The following is a 21,815-nucleotide window of genomic DNA, read 5'->3' on the forward strand; positions in this document are numbered from 1 at the left end:
GAGGACAAGAAATTAGCCCTCAGACTCACTTTTCCTCAGCAGCTTGTATATGACCCCAAAGGGGGCATTCGAAACAGTATTTTATCTATTCCTTTCAAGACTTTATATGACTTTTCAGGGCAGGAAAATAGTTTGGCGCACCCGACAGGATTCGAACCTGTGGCCTCTGCCTTCGGAGGGCTTCCAGATTCCATATCTATATGGAATCATTGATATTTTCCTTAACGTCGTTTTGTGAACTTTGACGGATTTCTGCGCTTTTTGACGGAACCTTTCAGACGTTCTGTGAACTCATGTGCACCGGAATTGCCGGTGGCTCATGATGTATCTCAAATGGCCACCACTGGGTAGCGTCATTTATCTACAGGCTGCAGCTCGGCAGGTCGATTTGCGCTCGGCACCCGCAATTCCAGCGGGAAAGCCTGGTCAGCAACGATCCTGTGAAACAACAACCGCACGGCATCAGAAGTCGACAGGCCCATCGCGCTCAGCGCTTCTATCGCCTGCGCTTTCAGTTCAGCATCCAATCGGACATGCAGCATCGAAGTGTGGGTTGCCATCTCGGTCTCCTGATCATGTATCTATAGCCGATACTGCTCAGTTGCGGAACAGGGAGCCGCCGCGTCCGGGTGTAGCATGCTCGTTCGCGAAACGTTGATCACCTCACGCAATCTGCATGGCCAATGCCTGAAGATCACTGTGGTCGGCGTGGGTGTAGACCCGATCCTGTGTCTCGGCGGTCATGGCCAGGAATGCATCGACCTGGTGGCTGTGCATCCCCATGTTCCGCAGCTCCGTGACCCTCGTGTGGCGAAGCGTGTGCGGGGTGACATCCTTGAAGCCGCATCGCTCCACCGTGGCGCGAAAGCCCTTCACGACCGAATTGACGCGTCGCGAGTGATCGAGCTTCTGGTGGAACACGAACTCGGGGACCTTCTCGTAGGCTTCGTATCGCTGCAAGAGATAGGCTCTCAGTGGCGGCGCCATCGGCGTTACCGCGCGCGGCTTGTGGTCGACGATCAGTTCACCGCGATCGGGCAGGCGGTAATCAATCACGTTCCGGTCGAAGTCGATGTTTGACCACCGCAGGTCCATGATCGCACCGCTGCGCGCGCCGGTGTAGTAAGCGATCATCAGAAACAGCTGGAGTGGCTCGGCAGCACGATATTCCTTGGCTGCCTCTGCGAACAGCTGATCGAACTCGTGCCGCTTCAGCCAGCGCTTCCGGGGTGCTCCATCGCGGGGAAGCTTCGGGAACACGATCGCGTGCACCTTGTGGTTGACCGCCGCCGCCTTGACGGCAGCCCTGAGGTCGCTCAGCTCACGGCGGATTGTCGCGCGCGATCGACCGGGCTTCTTGGCGCTCCGGACGTTGGCTTTCTCGTAGTCCAGCACGGCGTCAGGCGTAATCGCATCGAGACACGCGTCCTTCCAGAACTCGAGAATGTGCTGCATCGACGAGAAGAACCTGTCTCCGCGACCAGTCTTTGAAAGGCGCGCGTGATGGGCATCGAGAACGTCTGCGATCTTGACCCGATAGGGTGGCAAAGCCCGGCTGCTCTTCGATAGGCGCCGATCCCTCAGGAATTCCTCGAGGACCTCCTGCGCTTCTTCGCTGTCTCGAGTGTTTGTTGATATGTCCTTCTGTTGGCCGGTGGCTGGGTCGATGTAGCGGACGTAGAAATTGGGCTTACCGCTCCGGCGGACGAGTCTGGGGCCGATGGATTGTCTTGGCACGGCGGCACCTCGAAGGTCTTACAAAATTCGACAATAGCATCCGATGGCAACAAGATCAGGCCACCTGCACGAACGTGGCGCAGCATGCGCGCCTTGATCATGCGACGAATTCGTCCTTCTGGCCATCCTGACTGCTCTGCCAGTTCTTTGGGGCTCAACATGCTTTTGCCTGATGGTGGCTTTATTGTGGTAGACATGATGCAGGTCCAATCTCCGTCATCGAAGCGTGGGTGTTGATTCTGGTGTATTGTCACGTGACACGAGCCGGAAGCTTTGGCTCAAGTGAGTGCTGAATTTTGGCGACTTTTTGCGATCCCTGCAGCGTTTTGGCGCTCGGATCCCGCATTCGCCGCTCTGCGTGGTCATGAATCCAGACCCAGGTGGTGTTGAATTTCGAACCGGGTGGTCATGATTTTCGACCCAGGTGGCATCAAATACATGACCGGGTGGTATCAAAAATCAGACCACCCCCACCGAATCGGCCACCTTGATGCGCCGTGGGCCAAGGGTCGATACGACTGTGGCCTCCGAAGGTGCGGGCGCGACTGCTCCGTCTGCCCCAGTTTTGAAAACGAGGCGCAAGCTGCGGGGGCTACCGGTCAAACCACCCACATACGGCTCCTCATATTTCGCCATGGAATCCCGTTCCATTGACATTTTCATATTTCTCACTAGAAACGGTTTCCATGAAGATTATCGACCTTGAGGCTTGTGCCAGCATATTCAGCGGTTCCGCCGTTGTCAGGGGGCTGAGCGACTCGCGCGCGGTGATGGTCGGCGACCTTGATGGCAGCGGCGTTCTTCCGCGGCTACTCACCAAGGTCGGCGCCCCGCCTTCTGGGAGCTCGGGGACCTTGCGCGCGGGTGACATCGTGATTTCCTTGCGCGGTAACACCAACAACGCGGCGGCAATTGAGCTTAGCGATCTTGATGGACCGCCATTGTTCGCCACCCTTGATCTCGCCGTCGTCAGGCTCGCCGATCCTGAAAGCGCCAGCCCGCACTACATAGCCACCTACCTGAATCTGCCGACAACGCAGGCAATCCTTGCCGATGGCCGGGAAGGGTCGGCAGCCAAGCGCTTGCCGCTAGGTCCGTTGAAGAGCCTCCAGGTTCCCATTCCCGACTGGCAGCGTCAGTTGGCGATTGTCTCCCTCGCACGCGCAGCAGCCGAAGAACGGCGTCTGGCCGATCAGCTTGCCCGTCTTCGCTCCACACTCATCAATCATTGTCTGGCTGAGGCCGCCGCCCTGCCCATGAAGGAAGCCACCCTATGACCCCCGTCAAGCAGTCCGACGTCAACAAGGCCGCATGGGATGCCTGCGACACGTTCCGTGGCACCATCGATGCGGCCAACTACAAGGACTACATCCTTGTCTTCCTGTTCTGGAAGTACCTGAGCGACATCTGGGCCGACGAGCGCAAGCAGGCTGCCGAGCAGTATGACGGTGACGAAACGCGGATCGCCCGGCGCCTTTCGCGCTTCCGCTTCCAGCTCCCCGATGGCACCAGCTTCCATGACCTTTACCCACAGCGCAACGCCGAGAACATCGGCGAGCTGGTCAACATCGCCCTTGAGGCGATCGAGGATGCGAACCTTGCGAAGCTGGAGAACGTGCTCACGGCAGTGGACTTCAACAGCCGCAACAACCTTGGTGAAACGGCTGATCGCAACCGGCGGGTTAAGGATCTGTTCGACACCTTCCACAAGCCGGCGCTCGATTTCTCGCCCTCGCGCTTCTCGGGCAAGGATACCGCCGAAGACGTGATCGGCGAAACTTACATCTACCTGATTTCCCGCTTCGCCAGTGATGCGGGCAAGAAGGCGGGCGAGTTCTTCACCCCGCGCAAGGTGTCCGAGCTGCTGGTCAAGCTGGCTGATCCGCAGCCTGGCAACCGCATCTGCGATCCTGCCTGTGGTTCTTCCACGCTGCTGATCCGCGCTGCCGAGTATGTGGCGGAGAAGGAAGGCAAGCACCACGCCAGCGAAGCCAACGTCGCGCTGTTCGGGCAGGAGGCCACCAACCAGACCTCGGCGCTCGCGCGGATGAACATGTTCCTTCACGGGCTGGACAGCGCGCGCATCGAATGGGGTGACACGCTGACCAACCCCAAGTTCCTGACCGAAGATGCGCTGATGCGGTTTGACCGGGTGATCGCCAATCCGCCCTTCAGCCTCAAGAAGTGGGGCAGCGAGACGGCGAAGAACGACCGCTTCCACCGCTACCATCGCGGCCTGCCGCCGCAGTCGCGCGGGGACTATGCCTTCGTCAGTCACATGATCGAAAGCGCCCGTCCGCGTGAGGGCAAGGTTGCGCTGATCGCGCCGCATGGCGTGCTGTTCCGCGGCGCGGCCGAAGGCGTGATCCGGCAGAAGCTGATCGAGGAGAACCTGCTGGACGCGGTCATCGGTCTGCCTGCGCAGCTGTTCCCCTCCACCGGCATCCCGGTGTGCATCGTGATCTTCGACCGTTCGCGGGAAAAGGGCGGCGCGCGTGCTGGCGTGGATGATGTGATGTTCATCGATGCGAGCCGCGAATTCACCCCCGGCAAGAAGCAGAACGAGCTGGAGGAAGGCCACATCGCCAAGATCGTCGCGACCTATCAGGCGCGCGAGGATGTGGAGCGGTATGCCGCTCTCATCGAGCGCGCCCAGATCCGGGAGAACGGCTACAACCTCAACATCCCCCGCTACGTCGACACCTTCGAGGCCGAAGCCGAAATCGACATTGCCGCCGTTCAGGCCGAGATCGTGGCACTCGAAAAGCAGCTTGCCGAGACACGCAAGCGCATGGACGGCTTTCTGAAGGAACTGGGGGTCTCGCTCTGATGGCCAGTGACCTCATCCAGTACCAGACCGAGGATGGCGTCACCGTCATTCGCCTTCAGGCGCGAGACGGCAATGCGTGGCTCAGCCAGGCCGACATGGCCGAACTGTTTCAGACCACGGTCTCGAACATCAACAAGCACATCAAGGGCATATTGGCCGATGGCGAGCTCGACGAGTCAACCATTGAGGATTACTCAATAGTTCGATCCGAGGGGCAGCGACAGGTGGAGCGCACGGTCGCGCACTACAGCCTCCCGATGATCCTCGCCGTCGGCTTTCGCGTCCGCTCCCCGCGCGGCATGCAGTTCCGGCGCTGGGCGGCGGAAGCCCTCAGCCAGTATCTGGTCAAGGGCTTCGTCATGGACGACGAGCGCCTGAAGGACCCCGATACCGACTATTTCGAGGAGCTGCTCGCGCGCATCCGCGACATCCGCAGTTCGGAAAAGCGGTTCTACCAAAAGGTGCTCGAGATCTACGCGACCAGCGTGGACTATGATCCACGGGCCGAAAGCTCGACCCGGTTCTTCAAGACGGTGCAGAACAAGATGCACTACGCCGCGCACGGGCAGACAGCGGCCGAGGTGATCTACACTCATGCCGATGCCAGCAAGGACCATATGGGCCTGACCCATTGGGATGGCCAAAAGCAGGGCAAGCCCCCGCGCAAGGCCGATGCGATGATCGCCAAGAACTATCTGAGTGAAGAGCAGATCGAGCCGCTCAACCGTGTCACCACGGCCTATCTCGAATTTGCCGAATTGCAGGCACAGGCGCGGCGCCCAATGCATATGGCGGACTGGATCGCCAAGCTGGACGAGTTCCTGAAGCTGGCGGATCGCGACATTCTGACCGGCGCGGGGCGGATCAGCCATGCCGCCGCCATGGCCAAGGTGGAGGCGGAATACCCCATCTGGAACCAGCGCCGCATCAATGCCCCCAGCGCGGTCGAGCAGCATTTCCAGGAGGCGACACAGGCGGCCAAGCGGATCGCGGCAGAGAAGAAGAAGCCGAAGCGCAAGGGGAAGGACGATGTCTGATCCCCAGACGCGAAAGCTCTCCCACTACTTCACGCACAGCAAGCGGAAGGGCAGGCCGGGACTGCCGCTCGCTTCCGTTACCATGAACGACGGCCTTGTGTTGCGCGAAGACATGGACCGGAAGATGGATACCAGCCTGTCCGCCGAGGACCATTCGCTCGTCGAACCCGGGGACATCGCCTACAACATGATGCGGATGTGGCAGGGCGCGTTCGGTCTCGCCAGCGCGCCGGTCAACGTCAGCCCAGCCTACGTCGTGATGCGGGCCAAGCCGACACTTGATCCTCGCTTTGCCGCGCACTGGCTGAAATCGGATCGCGCACTCTATCTGCTCTGGGCGTTTTCCTATGGGCTGACCGATGACCGTCTCCGTCTGTATCCCAAGGAATTCCTGCAAATTCCTGTGCAATGGCCTGATCTTGCCGAACAGAGGCGGATTGCGGCGGTGCTTGACGAATGGGATGAAGCGATCGCAGCATCTGAAAAGCTCGCGAGGTCAAAGAAGAAGCTGTTGAGTTCCGCAGCAGATAAACAAATGGAGCTCTGGTCTGATGGCGTAGAGCTCGGCACTTTGGTCCGCGTTAACGCAGCGTCGTTGCCAAACGCCACAGCGCCTGATTTCAGGTTTGAGTATTTCCCCATTGGCGATGACGATGAGGCCGGGGGGTGGATGACATATGCCGAAAGCCCATCTCGCGCTCGTCGGCTCGCGAGGCCCGGCGATGTTGCATATTCTACGGTGCGGCCTCTCCTTCGTCGGCTATTCGTTGTAACGGAGCACCCAAGCGCGGTGTTCTCGACGGGCTACGCCATTCTTAGTCCAAAGGAACGTGGCGATAGCGCCTTCATCTTCCACCTGATGACTTCCGCAACCATCGAGCGGCAGGTTCATGCTCGCGTTACGGGGTCGGGCTACCCAGCCATTTCGGCGTCGGATCTTAAGGCTATAAAGATCCCCAAAATCCCAAAAGACCAAAGGATGCGGATCGGGCAGACCCTAACAAGTGCTTCGGATGAGGTATGCCAACTGGAGGCTCTGACTACTCTCCTCCGTAACCAGAAGCGTGGCCTCATGCAGAGGCTCCTCACCGGTAGGTTGCCGGTCCCCAAGAGCATAGACACTCTGCTTCCCGGGGCAAGCGAGGTTGCAGCATGACCGATTTCGGCACCTTCGTGGCCGAGCTGCGCGCGGCAGCCAATCCCTATGCCAGCTTCGACGATCGTAAGGCGTTCCGAGCGCGCCACGCGACCCTGCTGGCGCAGATGCTGGTCTGCCTCGATGAAGTCGGCATGATCGGTGCCAATCCGATGCACGTCGATCCGCCTGCGCACTGCGACCTGTGCTCCGCTGATCTGACGCAGGAAGTGGTGTTCATCGATGGCGAGACCCGCCTCGACAGCACGTCGGTGTCTGACCCTGACGGTGTCACCCGGCAGATCGGCGCCTGGGCCAACATGTGCTTCGCATGCTTTTCGAGGGACGGCGTTGCCGTAGGGTGGGGCTCCGGCCAGCTCTACGTCCAGCGTCGCCCCGGCGAATGGCAGTGCATCGCTGGGGGTGATCCCCGCGCACAGGATGTGGACGAGTGAGCGCGCCCCGCTTCACGACCTCCGAAATGGGCGGTGTCCAGCTTGCCGCCGTGATGACGCTGGCGCGCAATGGCTGGCGCTATATGCCCCGCGCCGAGGTCGATGCCGAGCGGCGTGGGCGGCTTGATGGCATTGTGCTGGAAGATGTGCTGGCCGAACGTATCCTCGCACTCAACACGGTGCGCCAACGCGGTCGCAGCCATCCTGTGACCGAAAGCGCCGCGCGTGAGGCGGTGGACCGGCTCAAGGGTCTTGCCGCCAACCTCTCCGAAGGGCTGCTCACCGCCAACGGCAAGGCGAGCGACATGCTGCGGCTCGGCACGTCGGTCGATATGACGATCGAGGGGGAGACCAAGGGCCGCCAGCTGCGCTTCATCGATTGGGACAACCCCGCCAACAACCGCTTCCACATGACCTGCGAATTCGCCGTGCGGCGTGAACGGCGGGACGATACCCGGCGGCCCGACATCGTGCTGTTCGTCAACGGCGTGCCGCTGGTGGTGATCGAGGTGAAGAAGAGCGCCGTCGCGACTGCCGAAGGCGTTAGCCAGATGATCCGCAACCAGAACCCGGATGGTGAAATCCCCCGGCTGTTTGTGCCTGCCCAGCTGCTGATCGCCGCCAACGACAGCGCCCCGCGCTATGCCACCACCGGCACCCCAGCCCCGTTCTGGGCACACTGGCGCGAGGAAGGCTTTGGCGAGGGCGAACTGCACACGCGCGTCAACCGCGGGCTCGACCCGGAAGAGGCAGCGCGGATCTGGACCGATTTCAGTCCGTTCCGCCGCGCCCATGACAAGCTGATGGACGCAGGCAGCGGCGGGCGCCTGCCCACCGAACTCGATCGCACGCTGATCGGCCTCTGCACACCGGAGCGCCTGCTCAAGATCGTGCGCGGCTTCACCCTGTTCGACAATGGCAAGAAGAAGGTCGCCCGCTACCAGCAGTTCTTCGGCGTGGAACGCACGCTGGAGCGCGTGGCGCAGGTCGACAAGGCTGGCAAGCGTGCCGGGGGCGTCATCTGGCACACGCAGGGGTCCGGCAAATCGCTCACTATGGTGATGCTGGCGGGTGCGATCGAGCGGGCCTATCCGCGTGCGCGGCTGATCCTGGTGACCGACCGGGTCGATCTCGACGACCAGCTAACCGGCACCTTCCGCGACACCGGCAAATCGCCCGAACAGGCCGCGACGGGCAAAGAGCTGATCCGGCTGCTCCGCGAAAAGCGCGCGGTGGTCACGACACTGATCCACAAGTTCCGCTCTGGCCTCGCCGCTGCCGGTCAGTTCGTTGACGATGATCAGGACATTTTCGTGCTGGTCGACGAAAGCCATCGCAGTCAGGCCGTGACCGATATCGACAGCCTGCACGCTCAGATGCGCAAGGTGCTGCCCCGCGCCGCCTATATCGGCTTTACCGGCACGCCTCTGCTCAAGTCGGAGAAGAGCACCTTCGACCGCTTTGGCGGGCTGATCCACGACTACAAGATTGATCGCGCCGTTGAGGACAAGGCCGTGGTCCGGCTGCTTTACGAGGGCCGCCATGTGGACATGACGGTGCAGCAGGCCCCGCTCGACAAATGGTTCGACCGGGTGACGCGCGAGCTTTCTGCCGACCAGTGCGCCGATCTCAAGAAGCGCATGGCCCGGGCGCAGGTGGTGCAGGGTGTAAAGCCCTGGCTTCAGGAAGTGGCCTGGGACGTCGCCAATGATTTTGACCGCAACCTGCGCGGCACGCCGTACAAGGCGCAGCTGGTCGCACCGTTCAAGCGGGAGGCGGTGCTGCTCAAGAAGCTGCTCGACGAAACCGGGCTCGTGACCAGCGCGGTCATCATCTCCGAAGAGGACGACCGGCAGGGCCACGAAGCGGTTGGGGCCGAGGATGAGGACGATGTCGTGAAGGCATACCTCAAGCAAGTGACTGCGTTGCAGCCGCTCAAGACCTTTGAAAAGGACACGATCCGGGCGTTCATCGCCGGCACCGGGGTTGATGTGCTGATCGTGGTCGACAAGCTGCTCACCGGCTTCGACGCGCCCCGCAACCAGACGCTCTATCTCGCCAAGGAACTGCGAGAGCATAAGCTGCTGCAGGCGATTGCGCGGGTGAACCGGCTGTTCTCGTCAAGCGAGGAGGACGAGCTGGGCCGCCCGCTGCACGAGAAGGAACATGGCCGGATCGTCGATTATGTCGGGAGCCTCGGGAACCTCGATCAGGCGCTGACCAGCTACCGCGAGTTCGCAGGCTATGACGAAAGTGACGTCGCCCACGCCATGCTTTCGCTCCATGATGAGGCAGAGCTGTTGCCAGACCGGCATGCCGCGCTGCTCGACATGTTCAAGGGCATCAGCAACGCGTTCGACATGGAAGCCTACCAGCTCCACCTGCGGGAGGAACTGACCCGCAGGCGCTTCTATGAAAGGCTGAGCGCGTTCGCCCGCACGTTGCAGACTGCGTTCTCATGCCAGCAATGGATCGAGGAGACCGAAGAGCGGGTCATTGCCAACTACAAGGCGGACCTGAAGCGCTTCGAGGAGCTGCGCCGGGCGGTCCGCCTTCGGTACAGCGACGCTGACGAGGATTACGACTATCGCCGCTATCAGGCGGCCATCCGCGCGCTGCTCGACAAGCATATCGATGCCAGCGAACTGATGTCCGTGGTTCCCCCCGTCGATATCTTCGACGATCAGAGCTTCCGGCAGGTGGTGGAAGGACAGAGCGGAAGCCCAGCCTCCGTCGCCGACACCATTCTTTCCGCAGCAACCCGCACCATCAACGAACGAATGGAGGAAGACCCCGCGCTCTATGCGCGCTTCTCGCGCATGGTTCAGGAAATCATCGATGCTTTCCGTGAGGGGCGCCTGAGTGAGGCCGAATACCTGAACCAGGCGCAGGAGGTGCGCGCCACTGTCGTGCGCGAGTCTCAGGGACAGGGCGGCGGTGACCTGCCCGAAGCGGTTCGCGGCACTCCGTTGACCAGCGCGCTGTACCGGCAGGCTGCCGCGTCCATGCGTGAAATCTCGGGCGCCCAGACCGAAGATATTGCATCGCTCATCGCTCTCGAGTTCGCGAACATCATCAGTCGGCATGCCCGCGTGGGCTGGACCAACGATGCAGACATCGAAAAGCTGATGCGGCAGGACATGGATGATTTCCTGATCGATGAAATCAAGAACAAGCGCGGTCAGTACGGGCTCGATTTCGATCTGATCGACGAGATGCTCGATCAGGCCATTGCCCGCGCCAGGAAGCTCGCGGCCCAATGACCGAGGTGGCCGGACGATTGGAGATCGGCACGGAAGCGTTCGACTACACGCTTCGCAGATCTGCGCGAAAGACCTTGGGAATCTCTGTAAAGCCGGACGGCAGCGTCGTGGTCACAGCGCCTGAGACAGCCGAAGCAAGCCAGATCGAAGCCATTCTGCGCAAGCGAGCCTCATGGATCCTCAACAAGGTCGATGAGGCTGTCTTGCGCACGCCGCCCTTGCCCCCTCGCCGATTCATCCCGGGTGAAACCCATTATTTTCTCGGCCGCCAATACCGATTGCGGGTTGATCCTGAGGCGCGAGGCACCCGCCGTGAGGACGATCGGATCATTGTAGGCGGCGTGGCTGCAGATGAGCCGAACAGGATCCGAAATCGCTTGGTACGATGGTATGAGGTTCAGGGTTATCGCATATTTTCTGAACGATTATCGGCTTGCATTCGGCCATTTGGCCCCGACTTCAAGCGCCCCAAGCTGAAAATCGTTGAGATGGAGCGTCGTTGGGGAAGCTATGTTCCAGCGTCGCATAGCCTAGTGCTAAATCACGTCCTGGTGCAGGTGCCGGTGCCGCTGATCGACTATGTGATTACCCATGAGCTGTGTCATCTCCCGCACCCAAATCACGGACCGGAATTTGCTCACCTATTAGGGAAGCTGATGCCCGATCATGCGCGGCGCAAGGCCAAGCTGGAACAGGTATTCACGTAGCTCGGGCCAGGCATCGACGCGAGCAATTCGCGATCATCCAGCCACCACTCGCAGTCCTCGCCGCAGCCGGGGCATTGCTGTGTTCGATTGGCGATCTTCGAGACCCGCAACCGCTTGGGCCAGCACGCCGCATAGTCCGCCGGATCGATCCACCTGTTCACATGTCCACATGTGCAGGTGTGAACAATGACGACACCCTCCCGTGCTGCCTCGCTGGCGAGCATCGAGGAGCGCCGGAAATCCAGCCAGGTAGTCAGTTCTTCGACGCCCATGATCCGGCCAATATCAGGGCTGGTGTTCGCCAGTTCGTACCCGTCGCGCATCAGGCTCTGCCCCCACCGCAATTCGGCCATCAGGCTTTGACTGCGCGTCTGTGCCGTCTCGAGAATGGCAAGCCGCGGCAATCTGCCGATCGCGAACAACCCGGCGATGTGCCGATGTACCATTTGGGAGTCCGGGTTGAGTTTCTGCGATTTTCGGAAATGCCGGCGCAATCGACGCTCGATTTCGCAGCTCTGCCCGACATAGAACGGGATGCCGTTGAACGGACCTTCTGCAAACTGCAGGCCGGGCTCACCAGGATCGAGAAGGGCATAGACGACGTAAGGCGCGCCTTCCGCTTCGTACCGTGCCTGTCGCTGCAAGGCCTTGAGGCGCTTTTCGATATCGATGGGATAGAGGGGCATGTCGATCTCCTTTGCTGAGTTCGACACCCCCCTCTCTCTCCACTTTCTTTGGGTCTCGGCGTCAACGACCGGTTTGAAATCAGGCCGGACTATCCCGCTCCAGAAGCAGGTCGATAGCGTCCGTTGCGGCGGGCACCTGTGAAGCAGATCAAGCCTGAAGCGCTAAGCGCGGCAATGTCCCGTCGCGCGGTTTTCGCACTGACCTTCCAGTGGCCACAAATGTCCGCTGCACGGCACCGATGGCCTGCTGCGACTCGGCCGAGAAACCAGCGCTGCCGCTCGTTCAGCGCATCGGTTATTGGGTCATTTATAGGGTCAGTTTTAGGGTCATTTATACGGTCATTCTGGCGACGATCCTGCCTTGGCGGCTGCATATCGGACGTTTTTGATGGTCGGCGAGAAGCTTTTTGGTCCACTCCGAGCCGACCATCGCCCGCCCCCTGCGAGCTTTCGATGAGCCCGATCACGAATGCCCTGATCACTGGCGAGCTGGTGACCAGGCGCAGAAAGAACACAGTATCGGGACCATGTTGACCGGAGAGCCAGTGCTTGACGGTACGCTCGCTGGCATCCGTTAGCGTCATCAATTGTTTGACAGCACGGTGCGTTCCGCCGTGCTCGCGCTCTAATAACTGGGCGATGGTTTCGGCATAGACCTGTCTTCCAGCCAGGACTCCTTCCCACTTCGGCAACTTCCTGCCCTTTTTCGGCAACATCTTCCGCTCCTCTCCGGCCTACACTGGTGAAAGTGCGGGGATGGCGGAGTGTCCGTGGTTCGCGCTGCAGCGGTTGGTCGCCCTGGCCACGGCAGCATCGTCATTGAAAGGGCGGAAATTGAAGGATTGGGGCTACGACGACAGTGACGGCAGAGAACAGGCGCCGCGGCTCGTGCGCGCGGCCGAATATGTTCGTATGTCGACTGACCATCAGAAATACTCGACCGAGAACCAGGCCGATGCGATTCGGCATTATGCTGCGGCGCGCGGGATCGAGATCGTGCGAACTTATGCCGACGCCGGCAAAAGCGGGCTGAAGATCGAAGGGCGCGACGCACTCAAGCAGCTGATCGACGATGTTCAGAGTGGCGCCGCCGATTACACCATGGTCCTGGTCTATGACATCAGCCGCTGGGGCCGGTTCCAGGACGCCGACGAAAGCGCCTATTACGAGTACATCTGCAAGCGCGCCGGGATCGCCGTCCAATACTGCGCGGAGCAGTTCGAGAATGACGGGAGCCCGGTCTCGACCATTGTGAAGGGCGTCAAGCGCGCGATGGCCGGGGAGTACAGCCGGGAGCTGTCGACCAAGGTCTTCGCCGGGCAGGGGCGGCTGATCGAAAAGGGATACCGCCAAGGCGGACCTGCCGGGTTCGGGCTTCGCCGGACCTTGATCGACGAAACCGGCACAACCAAAGGCGTGCTCACCCGGGGCGAGCACAAGAGCATCCAGACCGACCGGGTGATTTTGACGCCCGGCCCGGATGAGGAAATCGCCATCGTCCGCAGCGTCTACGCCGCTTTCGTCCATGACGGGCTAAGCGAGCGCGAAATCGCCGATGACCTCAACAGCCGTGGCATTCCAACTGATCTCGGGCGGCCATGGACGCGCGGCACGGTCCATCAGCTCCTTATCAACGGCAAGTACGTCGGCGACAATGTGTGGAACCGGCAGTCGTTCAAGCTGAAGAAGAAGCGGGTCCGCAACGACCCCGAAATGTGGATACGCAGCCCCGGCGCGTTCGAAGCCATCGTCGAGCGCGACCTGTTCGATGCCGCCCAGGCGCTCATCGGCGCGCGGTCCTTCAGGCTGTCCGATGCCGAAATGATCGATGCGCTGCGCACGGTTTATGAAAGCAAAGGCCTGCTCTCGGGGATCATCATCGACGAATGTGAGGGTCTGCCCTCCAGCAGCGCCTATTCGTCGCGGTTTGGCAGCTTGCTGCGGGCCTACAGCCTGGTCGGCTATTCGCCGGATCGCGACTACCGCTACCTCGCGGTCAATCGTGCGCTGCGCCGACTGCACCCGGACATTCTTCGCGAGGTCCTTGAAGGCCTGAAGGCCCAGGGCAGTGAAGCATGGCAGGATCTGGAGACTGACCGGGTCATCGTGAACGATGAGTTCAGCCTGTCCGTCGTCATCGTCCGTTGCACGCCCACACCGACGGGTCTGCTGCGCTGGAAGATCCGCTTCGACACCTCCAAGATGCCCGACATCACCCCCGTGGTCCGCATGGACGCCGGCAACCGGCAGCCCTTCGACTACTATCTCTTCCCAAGGCTAGATGTTGCGGCCGAACGGGTGCGACTAGCCGAGGACAACGATCTACTGCTTGATGCCTACCGGTTCGACGCCCTCGATTTCTTCTACGAAATCGCAGCGCCCGTCCGAGTTGCGGAGGCTGCCTGATGACCGTCGCCCGACCCCAGACTATCGAGATGATCCCGATTTCCCGGATCACAGTGCTCAACCCCCGGGCGCGCAACAAGCGTCAGCACCGCGAGATCGTCAACAATATCGAGACCATCGGCCTGAAGCGCCCCATCACGGTAAGCAAGCATGATGGTCCGGGCGGCACGCGCTACGATTTGGTCTGCGGTGAGGGGCGGCTCGAGGCTTTCCAGATGCTGGGTCAGACCGAGATACCGGCGGTGGTGATCGAAGCCAGCGAGAGCGAATGCCTCGTCATGAGCCTCGTGGAGAACATTGCCCGCAGGGTGCAGCGCCCGATCGACGTCATGAACGAGATCGGTGCCCTGCGGAAACGCGGTTACACCGAAGCCGAAATCTCCCGCAAAATCGGCATCACCAGTGGGTGGGTCAGCATGATCGTGACCCTGCTCGAGCGTGGCGAGGAAAGGCTGCTGTCAGCGGTCGAGACGGGGCTGATCCCCATCAGCCTTGCGATGGAAATCTCGCGCGCCGAAAGCGAAGAGGCGCAAAATCTGCTGCTCGAAGCCTACGAAACCGGCAAGTTGAGAGGGAAGAAGCTGGCTTCGGTTCGCCGGCTCCTCGACCTCCGCATGCGCGGGCGCAGCAAGTCGATAACGGTGGGGAAGTTTGGGCGGAAGGGCTCCACCCGCAAGCTGACCGCCAGCGACCTGATGCAAGTCTATCAGCGCGAGGCCGAAAAGCAGCGCCTGCTCGTGAAGAAATCGGATTTCACCCAGACCCGCCTTCTCTTTATCGTCGAGGCAATCAAGGATTTGCTCACGGACGACGGGTTTCTGACCTTGCTGAGGGCGGAAGGGCTTGAAACAATGCCCCGGGCGCTGGCCATGCGGATCGCGGGCGAAGTCGATGACTGACTGGCCATCAGCAGAGCGCCCGCCCGCAGATCCCGGCTCCGACAATCGAGTCCGGCTAGGTTTCGAGCGCCAGTCTGTCACAGTGAGCATCGACCAGATCGTACCGCTGAAAACATTGCGCGAGGGCGTTCGGGAAAGCCGGAAATATGCCCAAATCGTGAGCTCGATCAAAGCGATTGGCTTGGTCGAAGCCCCTGCCGTCGTCCCGAACCCGAAAAATTCAGAGCAGTATTTCCTCCTCGACGGCCATTTGCGCATCGAGGTGCTCAAGCAGCTCGGCATAGAAAGGGTCGAGTGTCTCGTCGCCAATGATGACGAGACCTACACCTACAACAAACGCGTCAATCGCCTGCCGCCGATCCAGGAACACCGGATGATCGTGCGCGCCATCGAGCGCGGTGTCACCGAGGCGGTGATCGCCGACGCGCTCGGCCTGGAGGTGGGTTCGATCCGTGCGAGGTTCCGCCTCCTCGATGGCATCTGCGAAGAGACTGCGGACATGCTCAAGGACACCAATTGTTCGATGCGGGTCTTCGACATGCTGCGCCGCATGTCGCCGATGCGCCAGATCGAGGCGGCGGACCTGATGATCGGCCAGAACAATTACTCACTGATCTTCGCACGCGCGCTCCTCGCGGCCACGCCAGAGGATCAGCTGGCCGCGCCAGCAAAGAAGACGCGGAAGAATGACCTCACGGGCCCGACCAGCCAACAGATTTCCCGGATGGAGCGGGAGCTTGCCACTCTCCAGACGCAGGTGAAATCAGTCGAGGACAGCTACGGCATCGACAATCTCCACCTGACGTTCGCGCGCGGCTATGTCGCGAAGCTGCTCAGCAACGCCCGCGTCGTTCGCTGGCTCTCGAACCATCGGCAGGAATATCTGTCTGAGTTTCAGCGGATTGCGGAGATCGAGTCGATCGGGACGGTCGCCACGCCTACGCCGCAGGAATGAGATGATAGAGGCCTGCCGTCGGCTCCCGTGCCGATCAATCGCACATTTCCCTCTCATCACGGTCGTCACAGTTGGACGGGCGATAGCCCCAAACAACACAAAGAGTTGAATCGGCTCGGTGGCCAGACCTGGGACAAAGCCGCCCTTCCGTACCGCCATTTCGAATGTCTGCATTTGCCAAAAGCCGACAGCCATCTTGCTTTCGACCGGCATGGATTCCCCGCAGCAGCCGGTTTTCACATGCCTTGTAGCTACTCCGCAGGCTCAAGTCTTCAAGGTCGCCCGCTCAACGAGAGGCTGCTGCGTCCTCCCAACCACCGCCGAGACTGCGAAACAGGAAGACTTGCCGTTGGGCAAGGCGGCGGCCCGCGAGTGTGCCGAGGAGTTCGGTCTCGTAAGCCGTGCGGCGGGCGTCAAGAGCAACAAGCGGATTTGCATCGCCGAGGCTGACGCGCGCTTCGGCTCGGCGCGCGGCGGTCTGTGCGTCCACCAAGGCGGCTGCAAACGACTGGTTGGCGCGACGTTCGGCATCCGCATCTGCCAGTGCCGTTTCCACTTCGCGCAAGGCCCTGAGCCATGCGGCGTCGTATTGGGCGAGCGCGCCTTCCTGATTGGCCTCGGCCAGTGCGATTCGGGCCTTGATGCGGGCAGGATTGATGAACGACCAGCTGATCAGCGGCGTGATGAAAGCATCCAGCGAGCCGCGGATGAGGCCGCCCGATGCGCCGAGCGTCACGCGGGGATACATCTCGGCTTTCGCAACTTTCACCCGCGCGCCAGCGGCCGCGAGCCGTCGCTCTGCCTCGCGGATATCAGGGCGGCGGGCGAGCAGGCCTGCGCCATCGCCGACGGGCAAAACGGCCTCCAGTGAAGGGGGGTGCTCACACTGGAACTTTTCAGCTTCGGCAGGCGGCAGGCCCTCCAGATTGGCGAGGAGATAGCGGGCGCGCTGTGCGTCAGCCTCGAAGGTGGGCAGGCCAGCCTCCAGCCTGCCCAGCAATTGGCGGGCCTGTGCCAGTTCCAACGGGGACACCTCGCCGACCTTCATCTGGCGCGATACGGTATCCGCCAGCGCGCGCTGGGTCGCAATCTGGCGCGTCGCTACACGGGAAAGTTCCCCGGCCCAGCAAAGATCGAGCCATGCCCCGACCACATCGGCCGCTACCGCCAGACGCACGCCATCACGAGCTGCCGCTGCCGCCTCGGCATCGGCACTGGCGGCTGACGATTGATTGCGGAGGCGGCCGAAAAGATCGGCCTCCCAGACTGCTTCCGCGCCGAGTTCGTAGCTCGATTTGGGTACGCCGGTGGTGCTCGGCTGGTTGGCTCCGCGTGTCGTCGGGCTGGCTCCGCTTTCCAGCACCACGTCCGGCGTGCGGGCCGCGCCGGCCAGCCGGGAATTGGCGCGCGCTGCATCGAGGTTTGCAACCGCCAGGCGCACATCGGGGTTGGCGGCAAGGGCGCGGGCGACGTGCTCGTTCAGCGCCGCATCGCCGTAGAGCCGCCACCATTCGCCCGGCAGCGGCGCAGCGTTTGCCGCACCCACAAACGGCGCGGTTGCGGCAGGCGGCGGTGACGGGGCTGCGGGCGGCGGTGATTTCGCCATGCATCCTGCCAGGATCAGCGTCATGACCAGCGCGCGCTTCATGCCTGCTGCCCCTTGCCGAAGCGCAGATAAAGTGCGGGCATCCAGATGAGGTTGAGCACGGTGGAGCTTACCAGCCCGCCCAGGATCACGAGCGCCATGGGGTATTCGATCTCGTGGCCGGGCACGTTGCCGCGCACCACCAGCGGGAGCAGCGCCAGCGCCGCCGTGCCTGCGGTCATCAGGATCGGCACCAGCCGTTCGGCGGCGCCCCGCTGCACCAGCGCAAGGCCGAAGGGCTGATCCTCCTCGCGCTCCAGATGGCGGAAATGGCTGAGCAGCATGATGCCGTTGCGTGCAGAGATACCCAGCACGGTAACGAACCCGACCAATGCGCCCATCGAGAGCACCCCGCCTCCCAGCGCCGCTGCCGCGACGCCGCCGACCAGCGCGAAGGGCAGGCTGAGCGCGACGAGCGCGACAATTCGCCCTGAACGGAACTCCAGCCAGACGAGGAACAGAATGCCGACGAGGCAAACAAGCGAGAGCCAGCCCAGCTGCGCCTTCGATTCCTGCAATGTCTTCCACTCGCCGAGAAACTGGGGATAGTATCCGGCGGGCATGGGCATGGCTTTCACCTTGCGCTCGACGGCCTGCGCTACGCTGGCGAGATCGGCTCCGTCCTTGATATTGAGGGTCACATCGATGCGCCGCGAACCTGCCTCGCGCTTGATTTCGCCCGCCGCTGGAGCCACGCCGACGCGCGCCAGATCGCCGAGACGAAGTGCCGATCCCGTCTGGCTGGGAACGATTAGCCGCCGGAGCGCGCCAAGATCGCTGCGGGCCTCCGGCACGGCCCAGACCGCGACATCGAAGCTCTTCTGGTCGCGGTAGATCTCGCCGACCCTCGTACCGCCGATCAGCGTGGCCGCCGTGCGGCGCACATCGCCTGCGGTCACACCGGCCAGCGCCAGAACATCCGGCCTCGGCGCAATCTGGATCTGCGGGATCAGGCTTTGCTGCTCCACTTTCAGGTCCTTGATGCCCTCGGTGCCATCGAGCGCGCCGCGCACCTTTTCGGCAAGGCTGCGCAGCTCGGCCAGATCGGGACCATAAAGCCGCACCACCACGGTCGCGCCCGCGCCAGTCAGCACTTCCTTGATGCGTTCGCGCAAGTACGTCAGCACATCGCGCTGCAGGCCGGGGTATCCGGCGATGGCGGTTTCGATGCGCTTTACCGCTGCATCGTGATCGGCGGTTTCATCGAGGCTGATCCACAGTTCGGTGAAGTTGGGGCCGTAGACTTCATCGCCCTGCTCGGCCCGGCCGATGTGCGAGCCGAAGTTGCGCACGCCGGGGATCGCGGTGAGTTCCTTCGACGCGCGGATGGTGATCCGGTCCATCGCTTCGATTGACGTGCCGGGCTTTTCGACGAAGTGCATCAGGAAATCGGTTTCGCGGAAATCGGGCAGAAACTGCTGGCGCAGCAGGCCCATTCCGGCGACCGACAGGAGAATACCACCCGCGACAACGGCGACTGCGATGCCGCTCCGAGGGGCCAACCGTTCGAGCACGCGGGCATAGCGCGCGCGCAGGCCGATGACCCAGCGCGGTTCGGCCAGCTCCGCCGCGCCCGGCAGCAGCATGAGGCACATCGCCGGGGTGACCGTCAAAGCCACCAGAAGCGAGGCTGCGATAGCTGCGATATAGGCCAATGCGAGCGGGCGGAAGAAGCTGCCCGAGACTCCGCCAAGGAAGAACACCGGCAGGAACACCAGCATGACAATGGCGCTGGCAAACACCACCGCGCTGCGCACTTCCAGGCTGGCCGCCAGCACCACGGCGAACGGCGAGCGCGGCTGTTCTCGCGCTGCTTCGAGCCGGAGCCGCCGCCCGATGTTCTCGACATCGATAATCGCATCGTCGACGATTTCGCCCAGCGCGATCACCAGCCCGGCGATCACCATGGTGTTCATGCCGACACCGAAGGCAGTGAGCGCCAGCACGGCCCCCACCAGCGATAGGGGGATCGCGGTCATGCTGATCAGCGCAGTGCGCCAATTGCGGGTGAACAGGATCAGCACCGCCGCCACAAGTACGATGCCGATGCCCATCGCCTCACCCAGATTGGCCAGCGCGCGTTCGATGAAGGTCGCAGGGCGGAAAATGGTGCCGTCTACGTTCATGCCCTTGAGGCCGGGCCGCAGTTCGGCCAATGCCTTGTCGATGCCGCGCGTCACTTCCAGCGTGTTGGCACCGAGCTGCTTCTCCACGATCAGCAGCAGGCCGGGGCGGCCATTGATGATCGCATCGCCGATGGGCTGGGCAAAGCCTTCGGTGACCTTGGCGACATCCCCGATGCGTACCGGCGTGCCGCCAACCGTGCGGATGACGGCGCTCGCCAAATCGCTACCGGTCTTGACGCCGACCACCTGCCGCACAGCCAGCCGCTGGTTGGGGCTGTCGACAAAACCGCCGCCTGCAATCACCACGGCATCGCCCGCTGCGCGCTGCACATCGGCCACCGTCACCCCGGCAGCCGCAAGCCGCACAGGATCGACCAGAACCTGCAACTGCCGGTCGCGCGCGCCCCACATCGCGACATTGGCAACGCCGGGAACGGCCATGAGGCGCGGGCGGATCGTCCAGCGCGCCATTTCGGTCATCGTCATCTGATCGAGTTTGTCGGACCACAGGCCGATCTTCATCGCGCGGCTGGTGGCGGATAGCGGCGCGAGCATGACCGGTGGGCGCACAGCTGCGGGTAAGCGCGGAATGACGGTCGCCAACCGTTCCTGCACCATCTGGCGGGTGCGGACCGGATCAGCGCCGCGGTCCATCACCAGCACCACCGACGAGAGGCCTAGCACCGATTTGGAGCGCAGCGTGGCAAGGCCCGGCACACCGTTCACCGCCGTTTCAATGGGCACGGTGACCAGCGCCTCTACGTCCTCGGTCGCCAGCCCCGGTGCCTCGGTTTGCACCTCGACGATGGGCGGCGCGAACTCCGGAAAGACATCGAACTTGGCGCTCATGGCGGAGCGCACGCCCAGCACCGTTAGCACTGCCGCCAGTGCCAGCACCAGCGCTCGCTGGCGCAGCGACGATCCGATCAGCGCCGCCAGCATCACTTGGTGCCGAACTCGGTGCCGAACAGTTCCGCAGCCCCGGCCGTTACGACCCGAACGCCAGAAGCAAGGCCCCGCGCCAGCGTGGCCCGCCCGCCTATGATGCGGGCAACTTCCACTCGCCGTCGTTCATACTGGCGCGGCGCAGTCTCGACATAGACCCATTCGCCGCCGTTGATGTCGGTAAGAATCGCAGAGGCGGGCACATCCAGCGCAGCCGCTCCGGAACCAGTCTGCTCAGGCAGATCGACGAGCACCCGTTCGCCCACCCTGAGGTCGGCCCGCATTGCCGGAGCATAGTAGAGATCAACGGTGGCCGCGCCGGGCGTGGCCGTGGCTGGCCCACGCACGGGCCTTGCCATGATGCCGCCAGTGCCGCCCACCGGCCTGACGGAAACGGAGGCCCCGCGATCAAGCCGCGCCAAATCAGCAGCGGGCACCTGCGCGCGCACCCATAGTGCCCCGCCATCGGCCATGGCTGCAACGGCTGGCCCCAGCGCCCGCCTCTGCCCGGTTGCGCCGGCCAGAGCAGCCTTGGCGGCGGCGACCTGTTGGGTCGCCTCATCGCGTGCCCGGATGCTGCCCGCTTCTGCGTCCACAAGGCCGCTGGCACGCCGCAGATTGGCCTCGGCCAGCTTCAGATCGGCCACCGCGCGCTGCGCATCGGCATCAGCGCGCGCCTGCAATCCCGCCAGCGCTGCCAGATCGGTTCCGGCTGCCACAGGCAGACCGCCGCCACGCGGCGCGGCAACGATCTCGCCGGGCACGGTGCGAGAGAGAGTGGCCTGCTGGCCGGTGCCAGTGGCTTCGGTTGCCAAACCAAGCCGCTGCACAGCCTCTGCCGTCAGTGTCACGCGCATGAGTTCGGTTTCGTGGCCAATAGCTTCCACTGTGGCGGGTGGTTTCGGTTTGTCCGCAGGCGCGGCCCCGCACGCCGATAAGCCGCAGGCAAGGATGAACGCAGACAGCGAAGCGTGTGGACGAAGGGGCAT

17 protein-coding genes and 1 pseudogene are annotated in these 21,815 nt (G+C 62.5%); 11 read left to right on the forward strand and 7 right to left on the reverse strand.

The features are described from left to right. A pseudogene (locus K2Y03_RS06410) lies at window positions 1-213 on the forward strand (hypothetical protein); the annotation flags it as partial. A 140-nt stretch (window positions 214-353) separates the two neighbouring features. On the opposite strand, the gene K2Y03_RS06415 reads toward K2Y03_RS06410, so the two are convergent. Together K2Y03_RS06415 and K2Y03_RS06420 are read right to left on the reverse strand one after the other, a co-directional pair. Then, window positions 354-560 carry a type II toxin-antitoxin system RelB/DinJ family antitoxin gene (locus K2Y03_RS06415; protein ID WP_109797214.1) on the reverse strand — a complete coding sequence of 69 codons (207 nt, stop codon included), beginning with the start codon at window positions 558-560 and terminating at the stop codon, window positions 354-356. A gap of 103 nt (window positions 561-663) precedes the next feature. Then, the gene (locus tag K2Y03_RS06420) at window positions 664-1,455 is read right to left on the reverse strand and encodes a site-specific integrase (protein ID WP_294089311.1); all 792 of its coding nucleotides are present in this window, start codon (window positions 1,453-1,455) and stop codon (window positions 664-666) included. A 968-nt stretch (window positions 1,456-2,423) separates the two neighbouring features. Here K2Y03_RS06420 and K2Y03_RS06425 point away from each other — a divergent pair. Genes K2Y03_RS06425 through K2Y03_RS06455 form a run of 7 tightly spaced genes read left to right on the forward strand, consistent with a single transcriptional unit; the run spans window position 2,424 to window position 11,164 of the window. Then, on the forward strand, window positions 2,424-3,014 hold the full coding sequence (locus K2Y03_RS06425; protein WP_294089314.1) for a hypothetical protein: 591 nt from the start codon (window positions 2,424-2,426) through the stop codon (window positions 3,012-3,014). Then, the gene (locus K2Y03_RS06430; protein WP_294089317.1) at window positions 3,011-4,567 is read left to right on the forward strand and encodes a type I restriction-modification system subunit M; all 1,557 of its coding nucleotides are present in this window, start codon (window positions 3,011-3,013) and stop codon (window positions 4,565-4,567) included. Before K2Y03_RS06425 ends, K2Y03_RS06430 begins: the two co-directional genes overlap by 4 nt. Next, the gene (locus K2Y03_RS06435; protein ID WP_294089319.1) at window positions 4,567-5,604 is read left to right on the forward strand and encodes a virulence RhuM family protein; all 1,038 of its coding nucleotides are present in this window, start codon (window positions 4,567-4,569) and stop codon (window positions 5,602-5,604) included. The genes K2Y03_RS06430 and K2Y03_RS06435 overlap by 1 nt, the downstream gene beginning before the upstream one ends. Further along, window positions 5,597-6,760, forward strand: coding sequence for a hypothetical protein (locus K2Y03_RS06440; protein WP_294089321.1), 1,164 nt, complete (start codon window positions 5,597-5,599; stop codon window positions 6,758-6,760). The genes K2Y03_RS06435 and K2Y03_RS06440 overlap by 8 nt, the downstream gene beginning before the upstream one ends. Next, window positions 6,757-7,194, forward strand: a complete 438-nt coding sequence (locus K2Y03_RS06445) for a hypothetical protein (RefSeq protein ID WP_294089325.1) — start codon at window positions 6,757-6,759, stop codon at window positions 7,192-7,194. Before K2Y03_RS06440 ends, K2Y03_RS06445 begins: the two co-directional genes overlap by 4 nt. Further along, on the forward strand, window positions 7,191-10,457 hold the full coding sequence (locus K2Y03_RS06450; RefSeq protein ID WP_294089328.1) for an HsdR family type I site-specific deoxyribonuclease: 3,267 nt from the start codon (window positions 7,191-7,193) through the stop codon (window positions 10,455-10,457). Before K2Y03_RS06445 ends, K2Y03_RS06450 begins: the two co-directional genes overlap by 4 nt. Beyond that, complete coding sequence (locus K2Y03_RS06455) at window positions 10,454-11,164, forward strand: M48 family metallopeptidase (protein WP_294089331.1); 711 nt, start codon at window positions 10,454-10,456, stop codon at window positions 11,162-11,164. Before K2Y03_RS06450 ends, K2Y03_RS06455 begins: the two co-directional genes overlap by 4 nt. Here the strand turns inward: K2Y03_RS06455 and K2Y03_RS06460 are convergent. Beyond that, window positions 11,122-11,850 carry a GIY-YIG nuclease family protein gene (locus K2Y03_RS06460; protein WP_294089334.1) on the reverse strand — a complete coding sequence of 243 codons (729 nt, stop codon included), beginning with the start codon at window positions 11,848-11,850 and terminating at the stop codon, window positions 11,122-11,124. The two genes, K2Y03_RS06455 and K2Y03_RS06460, sit on opposite strands and share 43 nt — an antisense overlap. Before the next feature lie 89 nt (window positions 11,851-11,939). Beyond that, complete coding sequence (locus K2Y03_RS06465) at window positions 11,940-12,566, reverse strand: DeoR family transcriptional regulator (RefSeq protein ID WP_294089337.1); 627 nt, start codon at window positions 12,564-12,566, stop codon at window positions 11,940-11,942. Between the two features lie 40 nt (window positions 12,567-12,606). Here K2Y03_RS06465 and K2Y03_RS06470 point away from each other — a divergent pair, with 40 nt between their 5' ends. The 3 genes from K2Y03_RS06470 to K2Y03_RS06480 all read left to right on the forward strand — a co-directional run bounded on the left by K2Y03_RS06470 (window position 12,607) and on the right by K2Y03_RS06480 (window position 16,110). Continuing rightward, window positions 12,607-14,256 carry a recombinase family protein gene (locus tag K2Y03_RS06470; protein WP_294089340.1) on the forward strand — a complete coding sequence of 550 codons (1,650 nt, stop codon included), beginning with the start codon at window positions 12,607-12,609 and terminating at the stop codon, window positions 14,254-14,256. Then, complete coding sequence (locus tag K2Y03_RS06475) at window positions 14,256-15,155, forward strand: plasmid partitioning protein RepB C-terminal domain-containing protein (protein WP_294089342.1); 900 nt, start codon at window positions 14,256-14,258, stop codon at window positions 15,153-15,155. Before K2Y03_RS06470 ends, K2Y03_RS06475 begins: the two co-directional genes overlap by 1 nt. Before the next feature lie 82 nt (window positions 15,156-15,237). Then, the gene (locus K2Y03_RS06480; RefSeq protein WP_294089345.1) at window positions 15,238-16,110 is read left to right on the forward strand and encodes a plasmid partitioning protein RepB C-terminal domain-containing protein; all 873 of its coding nucleotides are present in this window, start codon (window positions 15,238-15,240) and stop codon (window positions 16,108-16,110) included. A 286-nt stretch (window positions 16,111-16,396) separates the two neighbouring features. On the opposite strand, the gene K2Y03_RS06485 is transcribed toward K2Y03_RS06480, so the two are convergent. From K2Y03_RS06485 to K2Y03_RS06495, 3 genes are read right to left on the reverse strand one after another with little or no spacing between them, the layout of a single operon-like run. After that, window positions 16,397-17,758, reverse strand: coding sequence for an efflux transporter outer membrane subunit (locus tag K2Y03_RS06485; RefSeq protein WP_072384430.1), 1,362 nt, complete (start codon window positions 17,756-17,758; stop codon window positions 16,397-16,399). Next, a complete protein-coding gene (locus tag K2Y03_RS06490) occupies window positions 17,755-20,823 on the reverse strand; it encodes an efflux RND transporter permease subunit (protein ID WP_294089351.1) in 3,069 nt (1,022 codons plus the stop codon). Before K2Y03_RS06490 ends, K2Y03_RS06485 begins: the two co-directional genes overlap by 4 nt. After that, the gene (locus K2Y03_RS06495; protein WP_294089353.1) at window positions 20,823-21,815 is read right to left on the reverse strand and encodes an efflux RND transporter periplasmic adaptor subunit; all 993 of its coding nucleotides are present in this window, start codon (window positions 21,813-21,815) and stop codon (window positions 20,823-20,825) included. The genes K2Y03_RS06490 and K2Y03_RS06495 overlap by 1 nt, the downstream gene beginning before the upstream one ends.

This window comes from Sphingomonas sp. (genome assembly GCF_019746015.1).
Classification (GTDB): Bacteria; Pseudomonadota; Alphaproteobacteria; order Sphingomonadales; family Sphingomonadaceae; genus Sphingomonas.